Below are 12,789 nucleotides of genomic sequence, written 5' to 3'. Positions count from 1 at the left end.
ACCAGGGCCTCCTACGAATGTGCGCACCCCGGCCGCCCATCGACCAGGGTGATCCACGAGTCTTCATAGCGGGGCCCTGGGCCACAAGACCTCTCAACCCCGCCACCCTCATAGCGTCTGAGAGCCGCCCCGGGGCGCCGGCCCGTCAGAACAGCAGGTTCGCCAGGCGCTTGCGTGCGGGGGCGACGCGAGGATCGGCGGGGCCGGCCACCTCGAACAGCTCCAGCAGGCGGGCGCGCACGACGTCCTTGGTCTCCTGGTCGGCACCGCGGAGCTGATCGAGCAGCCGGCCGAACGCGTCGTCGACGTGGCCGCCGAGCATGTCGAGATCGGCGGCCAGCAGCTGCGCGTCCAGGTCTCCGGGGCGCTGGGCGGCGTCCTCGCGGACCTTGGTGGGCTCGGCATCCTGCGTGCGACGCATCAGCGAGACGGTGGCCAGTCCTGCCTTCGCCTCGGCATCGCCCGGTGAGTCACTGAGCTGCTTCTCGTAGGCCGCGACGGCCGCATCGAGGTCGCCCTTCTCGATCGCCTCGTACGCCTCCGCGATCAGCGGGGGCAGCGGCTCCTCCTGCGGCTCCTGGTCCTCGCCCTGGCCGGCGCCGCTGGTGTCCATGCCCTGCTGACGAGCGACCTCGAGCACCTGGGTGATGAGGTTGTCGATCTCCGCGTCCGGCAGGACCGCCTGGACGATCGGCTGGACCTGGCCGAGGATGAGCAGCATCAGGGTGGGCAGCTGCTCGACGCGCAGGGCGGCGGCGACCCGCTGCTGGGTATCCGCGTCGACGGTGGCCAGGCGGATCGCTCCGCCCTGGGCGTCGACGGCGCGCCGCAGGGAGCCCAGGAACTGTGCTCCGTTCGTGACCCGCGAACTGGTCACCAGCAGCAGGGTCGGGATCTGCTGCGAATCGGCGACCAGCTGCTCCAGGCCCTGCTCGGTCACGGCCACCTCGTGCTTCGCGGGAGTGCCGGCGGTCCCGGCCGCTCCCCCGCCGTTGCCGCCCTGGCCGGAGCCTGCCGGCTGCTTCAGGGCTGCGAGGTCGATGATTCCGTACGGATCGGTCACGGGAGTGCTCCTTCGACGTGGTCTGATGCAGACAGTCTAGGGAATCCGGCAGTCCAGGAAATCCGGCGGGATCTCACTCGCCCGTGACGCTCAAGGTGGTCCGGGTCCCACCGATCGGCTGGACCTGGGCGTCCGATCCCTCGGGCGGAACGTAGAGGGCGACGAGATTGCCGTACTCGCGGACGTACTGCTCGGTGAACTCCTGGGTGCCCGCCGCCGCCGTGAACCTGCTCTCGGGATAGTTCACGGTCGCGTCGTTCCTGACGGTCATCGTGCGCGTGGACCGCAGGGTCCCCATCACGATGGCGCCGCCGTCATCGGTGCGCAGCCCGGCGAACTCCGCGTCGTCGACCTCGTAGGTCTCGCGGATGGTCGCGGCCTCGTCCTTCTCCACTCCCTCGTTCAGCGCGGCCCGTTCGGCCTGGATCTCCTCGTGCAGATCGGTGAGGTAGGGATCGGTGGCGAGCCGGTCGTCGGGATCCGCCTTGTCACCATCGGTGAGGGTGGCGGCGTACAGGCTCAGGGCCTCGGCGGGGGTCATGATCAGACCGTCGGCGTCGGTCGTGACCGGTTCGGAGCCGACGCGCTGGTCGGCCACGCTGGGCATCTCGACGTCCACGTTCTGCTCCGCCCATCCCCAGGTCGTGTACGGGGACTTCGCATCGGCCTGCTGCAGGGCCATGAAGAACGGTGCGCCGTCCTCCGCGGAGTTCTCGACCATGGCGATCGCGATGCGGGGGAACTCCGTGGTCACGGCGGTCATCGGCACGATGATCGCCGGGGCGGGCACGGTGAGCTCCTCGGCCCACGCCTCGGCCTTCGCGATCAGCGCGTACGTGGCGCCGCGGAACTCCGCCGCGGAGCCGGAGACCCGCGGGGCGAGCTTCTCGGCGTCGCGGGCCTCGTCGGCCTCGGTCACCGCCGCGTTGATCTCCTCGACGAAGCGGCCGAACTGCTCAGCGGTCTGGGCCGGTGTGGGCTCGGCGAGCGAAGGACCCTCGGGCGGGGCGGGCGGCGCCTCGGGCTCGGAGCCGCATGCCGCGAGCACTCCCGAGGCGAGCAGGGACCCGGCACCGAGGAACAGGCCACGGCGGGCGATGGGTCGGCTCGTCATCCGTTCATCCTTCCAGGCGGATCGGCGCTGGGGGCTCATCGGCGCTCCTCGCTGCTCGGCCCGTTCTCGTCCAGCGTGTCCTCGTCGAGGCGCCGGACCGGCTCATCGCCGTCGTTCCCGGGGTCGCGATCCTGGAACAGGCGGACCGGGGCCGACTCGTCGTCCGATGCGAGCTTGTGGTCCGGGACGACGCCGAGGGTCTCGGTCTCCTCACCGGCGGCCGGCTCGTCGGAACCGGAGCCGGCCGCGGGCCGCCCGCCGGGGATCACCACGGGGGCCGTGTCGGCTTCGTGCGGTCCCGGACGCGGCCGGGACGGTTCCGTCGGGGCGGGCTCCTCCGGGGCGCTGTCGGCGCTGCCCGTCTCGGCGGGCGCGGTGCCGTCGGCCTCCGAGGATGGGCGGTGCGCGCCGGCAGCGCCGGCAGCGACGGTGCCGTGGGCGCTCGTGTCCGCGGCTTCGCCCTCGAGCTCATCCTCGCGACGGCGACCGCCGAGCGAGACGACGAGCAGGACCAGGCCGATCACGGCGATCGCGGCACCGCCCGCGTAGGCATAGGGAACCCACTCGTTCTCGTCGTCCACCGGCCAGGTGATCGACACGGACTGCGCGCCGGGATCGCTGCCGTCGGTGACCACGAGGATCGCGCGGTAGACCTGCTTGTTCTCCCCCGTCTCCCCCTCGGCGAAGTCCTCGACCGGCATCGTGAACGGGCTCGGCGACGTCTCCACGCTGCGCCAGAGGTCCGAGCCGGTCGGATCGCTCAGCTCGCCGGCCCCATCGGGGTTGACCTCCTGCGTGCTCAGCGTGGTCCAGTCGCTCGCCCCGGTGATGCGGGTGTAGCGGGTATCAGCCAGGTAGGCCTCGATGTCGCTGTTGGCCGCGGTGATCACGGAGACGTCGGAGGCTCCTTCGATGCTGACCTCGCCCTCCGTCCCGCCGACGTAGAGCACGCCCGGATCGATCACCACGGCCGGGCCCGGGTCCTCGAGCTCCACCGTGGCGGTGGTCTCGGTGGCAGGCGCCCACGTCGTCTCGCCGAGGCGGCCCAGCACCAGTCCGATCAGGCCGACCAGTACCAGGAGGACGGCGAGGAGGCGTTGCACGGTAGGAAGCTCCTTCGGGGCGGCCCGGCAGCGGGCCCAGGCGGGGGACCTGCCCACGATAGGGCCGGGACGCGCTCGGCGACAGCCCCACGTGAGCATCTGCACCTGCGTAAAGATCGCCTCATGGCCTGCTCATCCGCGCCCCATGCGAGCCCCCGGCCCACCCCATCGGTGCCGTACCCTGTCGGAGTGCGTCTCGTCGTTGCTCGTTGTTCCGTCGACTACACCGGTCGACTCACCGCCCATCTGCCCGCGGCTCCCCGGCTGCTGATCGTCAAGGCCGACGGCAGCGTCCTGATCCATTCCGATGGGGGCAGCTACAAACCGCTGAACTGGATGAGCCCGCCGTGCACCCTGCGCGTGAGCACGCGCGACCCGGAGGAGGCGGCCGGCGATCCCGAGGGCGAGTGGCTCGAGCAGTGGGACGTCGTCCACGACAAGTCCGGGGACCGGCTCCGGGTGCGCCTGCACGAGACCTTCCAGGACACCGCCCATGAGCTGGGTGTGGATCCGGGGCTGCAGAAGGACGGGATCGAGGCCCATCTGCAGGCCCTCCTGGCCCAGAACATCGAGACCCTGGGCACCGGATGGTCCCTGGTGCGGCGCGAGTACGGCACCGCCATCGGACCGGTCGACATCCTCGCCCGCGACGGCGACGGGACCTCCGTGGCGATCGAGATCAAGCGCCGCGGTGAGATCGACGGCGTCGAGCAGCTCACCCGGTATCTCGAGCTGCTCAACCGCGACCCGCTGCTCGCCCCGGTGCGCGGCATCTTCGCCGCCCAGGCCATCAAACCGCAGGCCCGCGTGCTCGCCGAGGACCGCGGCATCGACTGCGTGACGCTGGACTACGACGCCCTGCGCGGAATCGACGACGTCGACTCGCGGCTGTTCTGATCCCCGACCGAGGAGACCGCATGAACGTTCCCGTCGACCTCGCCCTGAGCGGCACCGCTGTGCTCGACCGCGGCGTCCTCCCCGGTGCGCTGGTGCTGATCGCCGGAGGCGACATCGTCTGGTCCGGGCCGGCCGCCCACGCCCCGGAGCACAGCGCCGCCGAGACGCTCGAGCATCCCGGGCTCATCCTCCCGGGCCTGGTGGACCTGCACTGCCACGGCGGCGGCGGAGCCTCCTTCCCCGACGCCTCCGGACCTCGTGACATGCTCACCGCGGTCCGCGAGCACCGTCGCCACGGCACCACCTCGCTGGTGGCCTCGCTGGTGACCGCTCCGGCGGCGGTCCTGCGCGACCGGGTCCGCGACCTCGCAGGGCTCGCGGCCGACGGGGAGATCGCCGCGATCCATCTCGAGGGTCCGTTCATCTCCGCCGACCGCCGCGGCGCGCAGAACCCCGAGCACATCGTGGCCGGCGACCCGGATCTGGTGCGGGAGCTCGCCGAGATCGCCGGTGGCGCGCTGGCGACCATGACCGTGGCCCCCGAGGCGGAGGACGCCGATGCGGTCATCGAGGCTCTCGCCGAGGTCGGGGCCGTGCCCTCGCTCGGGCACACCGACGGCTCCAGCGCTGCGATGACTCGCGCCGTGGCACTCTCCCGCGAGCAGCTGCGCCGTGAGCACGGCCGCTCACCGAGACCGACGGCCACCCACCTGTTCAACGGGATGCGCCCGATCCATCACCGTGACCCCGGTCCCGTGCTCGCGGCCCTGGACGCGGCGGCGCGCGGAGACCTGGTGGCAGAGCTGATCGCCGATGGCGTCCACCTCGATGCCCGCACCGTCGCGCACGTCTTCGCCGTCGCCGCGGAGGATGCCGTGGTGCTGGTGACCGACGCGATGGCCGCTGCGGGCATGCCCGATGGTCAGTACCGCCTCGGGGCCCTGGACGTCACCGTCGATGCCGGGGTGGCGACCCTGACCGGCGGCACGTCGATCGCCGGCGGCACCGCCCATCTGCTGGATGTGGTCCGTCTTGCGGTGACCGAGGCGGGCGTCGACCTGGCCCGCGCGGTGCACGCGGCCAGCGCGGTCCCGGCCGGTGTGCTGGGCATGCAGGACCGGATCGGCTCCCTCGAGCCCGGCCGACGGGCCGACGTGGTGCTGACCGACGCCGGGCTGCGACCGGTCACGGTGCTGCGCGGCGGCATCCCGGTCGGCGACTGAGCCGAACCGCGACTGAACGGGGCGGCGACCCGTTCCCGGTCAGTCGGCGTCGCCGAGGACCAGGCCCGTCGGTGCGGCTTCGAGCCACGAATTCAGGGCCGCCCCGGAGGTGAGGTCGACGATCGCGCGGATCTCCCGGTCCCCGCGCATCGTGAACTCGACCAGATAAGTGTCGTGGCCGCCCTCGATCTGGGCCGGCAGCCGACGGCGGGAGACGTCCAGGACATCCGCCCGGCGGATGACGACCTCGGGACGAAGCCGCAGGGAGAAGGCGCGGAACCAGCGCAGACGGTCGGTGCCGAACCGCATCATGCCGTGCTGCCAGCTCTCACCGCCGACCAGCCCGCGACGCTGCAGGCTGCACTCGAAGGCGCCGCGCTGGCGGGACAGCGCCAGCTGGCGGCACACCAGTCCCACCGCCAGCACCACCACCGCCACGAGAATGAGCATCCCGGTCCCCAGGAGGAGGACCGGGATGCTCAGATCGATCATGGGCGGGGAGGGCTCCGGTCAGCGATCCGTGTCGCGGACCTCGGCGTCATCCACGCCGATGGTGACGACGTCGGCATCGACCGAGACGAACCCGCCGTGGACCGCACGCTCGGTGACGGAGCCGTCCTGGTCGATGATGCGCACGGCGCCGCGGTCGAGAATCGCGAGCGTGGGCTGCATCTGCGGCAGGATGCCCATGGAGCCGTCGACCGCGGGCACGACGACCTGCGCGGCCTGCCCCGACCAGACGGTGCGATCCGCGGTGACGAACGTGACCTCGAGGGAGCTCACTGACCGAGCTCCTTCTGGATCCGGTGATGGTTCTCGAGCACCATGTCGATGCCGCCGACGTTGTAGAACGCCTGCTCGGTGATGTGGTCGAACTCGCCGTCGCAGATGCCCTTGAAGCCCTCGATGGTGTCGCGCAGCGACACGTCCGAGCCCTCGACGCCCGTGAACTGCTTGGCGAGGTGGGTGTTCTGGGAGAGGAACTGCTGGATGCGGCGGGCGCGCGAGACGATCACCTTGTCCTCTTCGGAGAGCTCGTCCACGCCCAGCATCGCGATGATGTCCTGCAGCTCCTTGTTGCGCTGCAGGATCTGCCGCACGCGCACCGCGGTGTCGTAGTGCTCCTGACCCACGTACCGCGGGTCGAGGATGCGCGAGGTGGAGCTCAGGGGGTCGATCGCCGGGTACAGGCCGCGCGAGGCGATCTCACGGGAGAGCTCGGTGGTCGCATCCAGGTGGGCGAACGTGGTCGCCGGGGCCGGGTCGGTGTAGTCGTCGGCCGGCACGTAGATGGCCTGCATCGAGGTGATGGAGTGGCCGCGGGTCGAGGTGATCCGCTCCTGCAGCACGCCCATCTCGTCCGCCAGGTTGGGCTGGTAGCCCACCGCCGAGGGCATGCGGCCCAGCAGCGTGGAGACCTCCATGCCGGCCTGGGTGAAGCGGAAGATGTTGTCGATGAACAGCAGCACGTCCTGGCTCTGGACATCGCGGAAGTACTCCGCCATCGTCAGTGCGGACAGGGCGACGCGGAGGCGGGTGCCCGGCGGCTCGTCCATCTGGCCGAAGACCAGAGCGGTCTTGTCGATGACGCCGGACTCGGTCATCTCCTCGATCAGGTCCCAGCCCTCACGGGTGCGCTCGCCGACGCCGGCGAACACGGAGACGCCGTCGTGGTTGTTGGCCACGCGGTAGATCATCTCCTGGATCAGCACCGTCTTGCCCACACCGGCGCCGCCGAACAGGCCGATCTTGCCGCCCTGGACGTACGGGGTCAGCAGGTCGATCGACTTGATGCCGGTCTCGAACATCTGCGTCTTCGACTCGAGCTGGTCGAAGTTCGGGGCCTTGCGGTGGATGGGCCAGCGGTCCTGGACCTGGAGCTGGTCGGCAGGCTTGTTCAGCGGGTTGCCCACCACGTCGAACACGGTGCCGAGGGTCGCATCGCCCACCGGCACGGAGATCGCCGCGCCGGTGTCGAGGACCGCCTGGCCGCGAACGAGGCCGTCGGTGGGCTTCAGCGCGATCGCGCGGACCATGCCGTCGCCGAGGTGCTGGGCGGTCTCGAGCGTGAGCGTCGAGGCCTCCAGGCCGGAGCCCTCACCGGAGATCTCGATGGTCAGGGCGTTGTAGATGTCCGGGATGCTGCCCGGGGGGAACTCGATGTCGACGACGGCGCCGGTGACGCGGGCGACGCGCCCGGTGGCGCCCTGCGCCTCGGCGGCGGGGGCCTGGGTATCGGTAAGGGTGGTCATGTCCATTCTCTCCACTGGGTGCGACGCCGGCGCGGTGCTGCAGCGCCTCAGCGTTCGGTGCGGCCGGATCCCGAGAGCGCGTCGGCGCCGCCGACGATCTCGGTGATCTCCTGGGTGATCTCCGCCTGGCGAGCGGTGTTCGCCAGCCGGGTGAACTTGTCGATCTGGGTCTCGGCGTTGTCGGTGGCGGTCTTCATCGCCCGCTGGCGCGAGGCGTGCTCGGACGCCATCGACTGCAGCAGGATGTTGATGATCCGCGACTCGACGTAGCGCGGGATCAGCTCCGAGACGACGGTGTCGGCGTCCGGGGCGAAGTCGTACAGGGGGTACGTGGGCTTGTGCTCCCCCGTCTCCGCCTCGACCAGCCCCATCGGCACCAGACGGATCTGAGCCGTCTTCTGGATGAAGCGGGTCTCGAACCGGGTGCCGACCACGTAGAGCTCATCGAGGTGCTCGGCCGGGTCGAGGGAGAGCAGATCGGCCGTGACCGTCTGGGCGATGTCGCGCCCCAGGTCCGGCAGCTCCTCCTCCTTGTACGGCGTCCACGAGCGGTGCGGCGGACGGTTGCGGAACCGGTAGTACGAATCGCCCTTGCGGCCGACGACGTACATCACCGGGTCCTTGCCCTGGTCCCGCAGGAGGTTCGCCAGCTGTTCCGCGGAACGGATCGCATTGGGCGAGTAGGCCCCGGCCATGCCGCGGTCCGCGGTGATCAGCAGGATGCCGACGCGGCCGGTCTCCTGGCGCTCCGCCTGCAGGAAGGGGTGAGCGATCTCGTTCGAGTGCGTGGCGACCGAGCCGATGGCGCGGGTGATCGCCTCGGCGTACGGAGTGGTCGCCGTGACCCGGGCGTGGGCCTTGGCGATGCGCGAGGCCGCGATCATCTCCTGGGCCTTGAAGATCTTCTTCATGCCCTGGGCGGACCTGATCCGCTGCTTGTAGATCCTCTGCTGGGCTCCCATGTCTCTCCTCGTGCGGGGGTGGATGCGTCCTCGGCGGGCGGCCGCCGTCCTGCCGGACGGCGGCCTCACGCATCAGCCGCGGACGATCTGCTCCTGCTCGATCTGATCGGCGTCGAGCCGGCCGGTCTCGTCGGTGCGGCCGGCCTCCGCGCCCTTGCCGGCGAGGTAGTCCCGCTTGACATCCTCGAGGATCTTCGTGAGCTCCTCCTCCGTCTCGGGGGCGAACTGACCCGTGCTGCGGATGTTCTCCAGCACGCTCCCGTTGTGACGCAGGTGCTCCAGGAGCTGGGCCTCGAAGTCGCGGACGTCCTCGACCTCGATCTCGTCGAACTTGCCGTTGGTGCCGGCCCAGATCGAGACCACCTGCTCCTCGACCGGGAACGGCGAGTACTGGGACTGCTTGAGCAGCTCCATCAGGCGCGCGCCGCGGTTCAGCTGCTGCTTGGAGGCCGCGTCCAGGTCCGAGGCGAACATCGCGAAGGACTCCAGGTCGCGGTACTGCGCCAGGGCGATCTTCAGCGTGCCGGAGACCTTGCGCAGGGCCTTGGTCTGGGCGGAGCCGCCGACGCGGGAGACCGAGACGCCGACGTCGACCGCCGGGCGCTGGTTCGCGTTGAACAGGTCCGACTGCAGGAAGCACTGACCGTCGGTGATCGAGATGACGTTGGTCGGGATGTACGCCGAGACGTCGTTGGCCTTGGTCTCGATGATCGGCAGGCCGGTCATCGAGCCGCCGCCCATCTCGTCCGAGAGCTTCGCGCAGCGCTCGAGCAGACGGGAGTGGAGGTAGAAGACGTCACCGGGGTACGCCTCGCGGCCCGGCGGGCGGCGCAGCAGCAGCGAGACGGCGCGGTAGGCCTCCGCCTGCTTGGACAGGTCGTCGAAGACGATCAGGACGTGCTTGCCCTCGTACATCCAGTGCTGGCCGATGGCCGAGCCGGTGTAGGGGGCGATGTACTTGAAGCCCGCCGGGTCGGAGGCCGGGGCCGCCACGATGGTGGTGTACTCCATCGCGCCGTTCTCCTCGAGCGTCGAGCGCACCGAGGCGATGGTCGAACCCTTCTGGCCGACGGCGACGTAGATGCAGCGCACCTGCTTCTCGGGGTCACCCGAGGCCCAGTTGGCCTTCTGGTTCAGGATCGTGTCGATGCCGATCGCGGTCTTGCCGGTCTGGCGGTCGCCGATGATCAGCTGACGCTGGCCGCGGCCGATGGGGGTCATGGCGTCGATGGCCTTCAGCCCGGTCTGCAGGGGCTGCTTGACCTCCTTGCGCTGCATGACGCCGGGCGCCTGCAGCTCGAGGGCGCGACGGCCGACGGTCTCGATCTCGCCGAGCCCGTCGATCGGATTGCCGACCGGGTCGACGACGCGGCCGAGGTAGCCGTCGCCCACCGGGACGGAGAGGACCTGGCCCGTGCGACGGACCTCCTGGCCCTCCTCGATGCCGGTGAACTCACCGAGGACGACGACGCCGACCTCGCGCAGTTCGAGGTTCAGCGCGAGTCCGAGCGTGCCGTCCTCGAAGCGGACCAGCTCGTTGGCCATGACGTCGGGGAGGCCTTCGACGCGGGCGATGCCGTCGGCGGCCTCGCTGACGCGGCCGATCTCCTCGCGCTCGGTGGCGCCTGCCTGATAAGTGGACACCGCGGTGTCCAGGGCGTTCCGGATCTCCTCCGGGCTGATCGTGAGCTCCGCCATCTGCTGCTTCGCTTCCTCTCGGTCTCCCCGTCGGGCGGGGATGGTCTACAAGATGCTGGGGGACGCCGGGGCGTCGGGGCTTCAGTCAGGCCACCAGCGAAGCTCGGGCCCGCGAGAGCCGAGCCAGCACGGTGGCGTCGTAGAGGTCGTCGCCGACCTGGATCCGCAGACCGCCCACGACGTCGGGGTCGACCTGGAAGTTCATCTGCACCTCGCGGCCGTAGATCCCGGTCAGGACCGACGTGAGCCGGGCCTGCTGGGTCTCGCTCAGAGGCACGGCGCTGGCGACCGCGGCGAAGGCGCGGCGCCGGCGCTCGGAGGCGAAGCGGGCGAACTCCGCCACCCGCCGCGCCGGCTTCTGATCGGTGCGGCGACCCACGGCGCGACCCGCGAGCACGGCCGTGAGGTGGTGCGTGCGGCCGTCCAGCAACCGGCGCAGGACACGAGTGCGGTGCGAGGGATCCTCCCGGGCGTCGTCGAGGGCCCCGGTGAGCTCACCGCTGCCGTCGATGAGGAGCGAGACCTCGAACAGCTCTTCGTCGACCCGCTCGAGCACGCCCTCCGAGCGCGCCTGGTCGAGCAGGGCGGAGACTCCGAGCAGCTCGAGGGCGTCGAGGATGTCCTCCTGCTCGGACCAGCGCCGGCGCACGACCTCGAGGGTGACCTCGAGCGCCTGCGGGCTGATCTGGGCGGCGAACAGCGAACGCACCGAGGCCTCCTTGACCGCGGCGGGGCGGCCGGGGTCGGAGAGCAGTCGGACGAGCTGGTTGCTGGAGTCGATGGCGTCGGCCACCGAGAACAGCTCCTCGGCGATGGGCTCGAGCGGGCCGTCGACCGCCGCGAAGACGGTCTCGACCTGCTGGAGCACCTCACCGAATGAGGTGGAGGAGGTTCCTCGCATCACGGGTCCTTATCGGGTGGTGGACTGGCTCGACTCGAGGTCGTCCAGGAACCGGTCGATCACACGGCGGGAGCGCTCGTCGTCGGAGAGGGACTCCCCCACGATCTTAGAGGCCAGGTCACTGGCCAGCGAGCCGACCTCGCCGCGCAGCTCGGCCGAGGCCGAGAGGCGTTCGGCGCTGAGCTGCTGGCGGCCGGCTGCGAGGATGCGCTCCGACTCGGCCTCGGCCTGTGCCTTGGCCTCCTCGACGATGCGCGCACCGTCCTGGCGGGCCTTGTCGCGGATGCTCGCGGCCTCCTGACGGGCGGCGGCGAGCTCCTGCTCCTGCGTGGCCTTGAGGTCGTCGACCTGCTGCTGGACCTCTTCGGCCTTCTTCAGCCCGCCCTCGATCTTCTCGGAGCGCTCATCGAGCACGGCGTTGAGCCGCGGCAGGATGAACTTCATGAAGACGACCGCGAAGATCAGGACGAAGATGAGCGTCCAGATGATCTCCGACGGCGCGGGGATGAGGAGGGCGGTGCCCTCGACTTCTCCTTCGGCGTAGGTCATAGGGGGTGCCTCAGCTGCCGAAGAGCAGGCCGGTGACGATGGCCAGCAGGGTCAGGATCTCGGTGAAGGCGATACCGATGAACATGGTGGTCTGGAGCTGGCTGCGCAGCTCGGGCTGGCGAGCGGTCGCCTCGGCGGTCTTGCCGACGATGATGCCGATGCCGATGCCGGGGCCGATGGCGGCGAGACCGTAGCCGACGGATGCGACGTTGCCGTTGAGCTCCGAGAGAATCATCGGGTCCACAGGGGTTTCCTTTCGTTGTGCCGCCCGGGCGGACGGCGGAACTGGGTCTTGCGGGGACGGAAGATGTCGAGCGAGCGGGCCGGCTCAGTGCTCGTCGGCGATGGCCATCTGGATGTACACCGCGGAGAGCATCGTGAAGATGAAGGCCTGGAGGGCGGCGACGAAGATCTCGAAGCCATAGATGCCTATGGCGAGCGCACCGGCCAGCGGCGAGACGACGATGAGCCAGCTCGCGGAGAGCAGGAGGCCCTGCGTGAGGCCGATGAAGACGACCATCATGATGTGACCGGCGACCATGTTGGCCAGCAGTCGGATCGTCAGCGAGCCCCAGCGGATCAGCACCACCTGGAGGAACTCGATCGGGACCAGCAGCAGGTAGATCGGCTTGGGCAGACCGGGAGGCATGGTCTCGTGCTTGAGGTAGCCCCCGAAGCCGTGCACCTTGACGCCGGAGACGACGTAGGTGACGAAGGTCCACAGGGCCAGCACCAGCGGCAGGCCGATCACCGAGGTGCCCGCGAGGTTCAGCCCGGGTACGACGCCGGCGAGGTTCATCGCGAGGATGAGGAAGAACAGCGTGGTGAGCATCGGGGCGAAGCGCTTGCCCTCGCGGAGCCCGAGCGTGTTCTTGATGATCGTGTTGTTCACGAAGTCGAGCATCAGCTCGACGATGCTCTGGACGCGGCCGGGCACGAGCTTGGCGCGGGAGGCGATGATCGCCAGGACGATGAGGACCACGGCCAGGACGATGAGTCGCACCAGCTGGACGCGGTTGAACTCGAA

At 70.2% G+C, this 12,789-nt stretch carries 14 protein-coding genes; 2 read left to right on the top strand and 12 right to left on the bottom strand.

Features of this window, described 5'->3' with window-relative positions; genetic code table 11:
- Window positions 1–145 precede the first annotated feature (145 nt).
- The 3 genes from AC5020_RS15190 to AC5020_RS15180 all read right to left on the bottom strand — a co-directional run bounded on the left by AC5020_RS15190 (window position 146) and on the right by AC5020_RS15180 (window position 3,280).
- Window positions 146–1,063: a co-chaperone YbbN gene (locus tag AC5020_RS15190; RefSeq protein WP_464988880.1), complete on the bottom strand. Its 918-nt coding sequence runs from the start codon at window positions 1,061–1,063 to the stop codon at window positions 146–148.
- Between the two features lie 73 nt (window positions 1,064–1,136).
- Window positions 1,137–2,177, bottom strand: a complete 1,041-nt coding sequence (locus AC5020_RS15185; protein ID WP_464988879.1) for a DUF8094 domain-containing protein — start codon at window positions 2,175–2,177, stop codon at window positions 1,137–1,139.
- Between the two features lie 35 nt (window positions 2,178–2,212).
- The gene (locus AC5020_RS15180; RefSeq protein ID WP_464988878.1) at window positions 2,213–3,280 is read right to left on the bottom strand and encodes a hypothetical protein; all 1,068 of its coding nucleotides are present in this window, start codon (window positions 3,278–3,280) and stop codon (window positions 2,213–2,215) included.
- A gap of 189 nt (window positions 3,281–3,469) precedes the next feature.
- Between AC5020_RS15180 and nucS the strand changes: the two genes are divergently transcribed.
- Both nucS and AC5020_RS15170 read left to right on the top strand, forming a co-directional pair.
- Complete coding sequence (nucS, locus tag AC5020_RS15175) at window positions 3,470–4,177, top strand: endonuclease NucS (protein WP_377019788.1); 708 nt, start codon at window positions 3,470–3,472, stop codon at window positions 4,175–4,177.
- Between the two features lie 20 nt (window positions 4,178–4,197).
- Window positions 4,198–5,400 carry an N-acetylglucosamine-6-phosphate deacetylase gene (locus AC5020_RS15170; RefSeq protein WP_464988877.1) on the top strand — a complete coding sequence of 401 codons (1,203 nt, stop codon included), beginning with the start codon at window positions 4,198–4,200 and terminating at the stop codon, window positions 5,398–5,400.
- A 39-nt stretch (window positions 5,401–5,439) separates the two neighbouring features.
- Here the strand turns inward: AC5020_RS15170 and AC5020_RS15165 are convergent, their stop codons facing one another.
- From AC5020_RS15165 to atpB, 9 genes are all read right to left on the bottom strand, one after another.
- Complete coding sequence (locus tag AC5020_RS15165) at window positions 5,440–5,892, bottom strand: DUF2550 family protein (protein ID WP_377794157.1); 453 nt, start codon at window positions 5,890–5,892, stop codon at window positions 5,440–5,442.
- 18 nt (window positions 5,893–5,910) lie between these two features.
- Window positions 5,911–6,183 carry a F0F1 ATP synthase subunit epsilon gene (locus tag AC5020_RS15160; RefSeq protein WP_377019785.1) on the bottom strand — a complete coding sequence of 91 codons (273 nt, stop codon included), beginning with the start codon at window positions 6,181–6,183 and terminating at the stop codon, window positions 5,911–5,913.
- Window positions 6,180–7,652 (bottom strand): F0F1 ATP synthase subunit beta, encoded by a 1,473-nt coding sequence (gene atpD / locus AC5020_RS15155; protein ID WP_377019784.1) that lies wholly within the window; start codon window positions 7,650–7,652, stop codon window positions 6,180–6,182. Before atpD ends, AC5020_RS15160 begins: the two co-directional genes overlap by 4 nt.
- A gap of 47 nt (window positions 7,653–7,699) precedes the next feature.
- Window positions 7,700–8,614: a F0F1 ATP synthase subunit gamma gene (locus AC5020_RS15150; protein WP_377019783.1), complete on the bottom strand. Its 915-nt coding sequence runs from the start codon at window positions 8,612–8,614 to the stop codon at window positions 7,700–7,702.
- 72 nt (window positions 8,615–8,686) lie between these two features.
- Window positions 8,687–10,312, bottom strand: a complete 1,626-nt coding sequence (atpA, locus tag AC5020_RS15145) for a F0F1 ATP synthase subunit alpha (protein ID WP_377019782.1) — start codon at window positions 10,310–10,312, stop codon at window positions 8,687–8,689.
- Between the two features lie 85 nt (window positions 10,313–10,397).
- Window positions 10,398–11,213, bottom strand: coding sequence for a F0F1 ATP synthase subunit delta (locus AC5020_RS15140; protein WP_377019781.1), 816 nt, complete (start codon window positions 11,211–11,213; stop codon window positions 10,398–10,400).
- A 9-nt stretch (window positions 11,214–11,222) separates the two neighbouring features.
- The gene (locus AC5020_RS15135) at window positions 11,223–11,762 is read right to left on the bottom strand and encodes a F0F1 ATP synthase subunit B (protein WP_377019780.1); all 540 of its coding nucleotides are present in this window, start codon (window positions 11,760–11,762) and stop codon (window positions 11,223–11,225) included.
- Window positions 11,763–11,772: 10 nt separating this feature from the next.
- Window positions 11,773–12,006 (bottom strand): F0F1 ATP synthase subunit C, encoded by a 234-nt coding sequence (gene atpE, locus AC5020_RS15130; protein WP_377019778.1) that lies wholly within the window; start codon window positions 12,004–12,006, stop codon window positions 11,773–11,775.
- An 84-nt stretch (window positions 12,007–12,090) separates the two neighbouring features.
- Window positions 12,091–12,765, bottom strand: a complete 675-nt coding sequence (atpB, locus tag AC5020_RS15125; protein WP_377019777.1) for a F0F1 ATP synthase subunit A — start codon at window positions 12,763–12,765, stop codon at window positions 12,091–12,093.
- Window positions 12,766–12,789: the final 24 nt, after the last annotated feature.

The sequence above is a fragment of the Brachybacterium sp. SYSU DS0246 genome, assembly GCF_059391765.1.
The sequence above is the reverse complement of the archived record's forward strand: the minus strand, read 5'-3'. Positions and strand labels throughout refer to the sequence as shown.

What these genes read in the sequence shown, in the direction of transcription:
- AC5020_RS15185 (WP_464988879.1), bottom strand. Translation starts at nt 2,177, where the DNA reads ATGACGAGCCGACCCATCGCCCGCCGTGGCCTGTTCCTCGGTGCCGGG.
- AC5020_RS15170 (WP_464988877.1), top strand. Translation starts at nt 4,198, where the DNA reads ATGAACGTTCCCGTCGACCTCGCCCTGAGCGGCACCGCTGTGCTCGAC.
- AC5020_RS15165 (WP_377794157.1), bottom strand. Translation starts at nt 5,892, where the DNA reads ATGATCGATCTGAGCATCCCGGTCCTCCTCCTGGGGACCGGGATGCTC.
- atpD (WP_377019784.1), bottom strand. Translation starts at nt 7,652, where the DNA reads ATGACCACCCTTACCGATACCCAGGCCCCCGCCGCCGAGGCGCAGGGC.
- AC5020_RS15150 (WP_377019783.1), bottom strand. Translation starts at nt 8,614, where the DNA reads ATGGGAGCCCAGCAGAGGATCTACAAGCAGCGGATCAGGTCCGCCCAG.
- atpA (WP_377019782.1), bottom strand. Translation starts at nt 10,312, where the DNA reads ATGGCGGAGCTCACGATCAGCCCGGAGGAGATCCGGAACGCCCTGGAC.
- AC5020_RS15140 (WP_377019781.1), bottom strand. Translation starts at nt 11,213, where the DNA reads ATGCGAGGAACCTCCTCCACCTCATTCGGTGAGGTGCTCCAGCAGGTC.
- AC5020_RS15135 (WP_377019780.1), bottom strand. Translation starts at nt 11,762, where the DNA reads ATGACCTACGCCGAAGGAGAAGTCGAGGGCACCGCCCTCCTCATCCCC.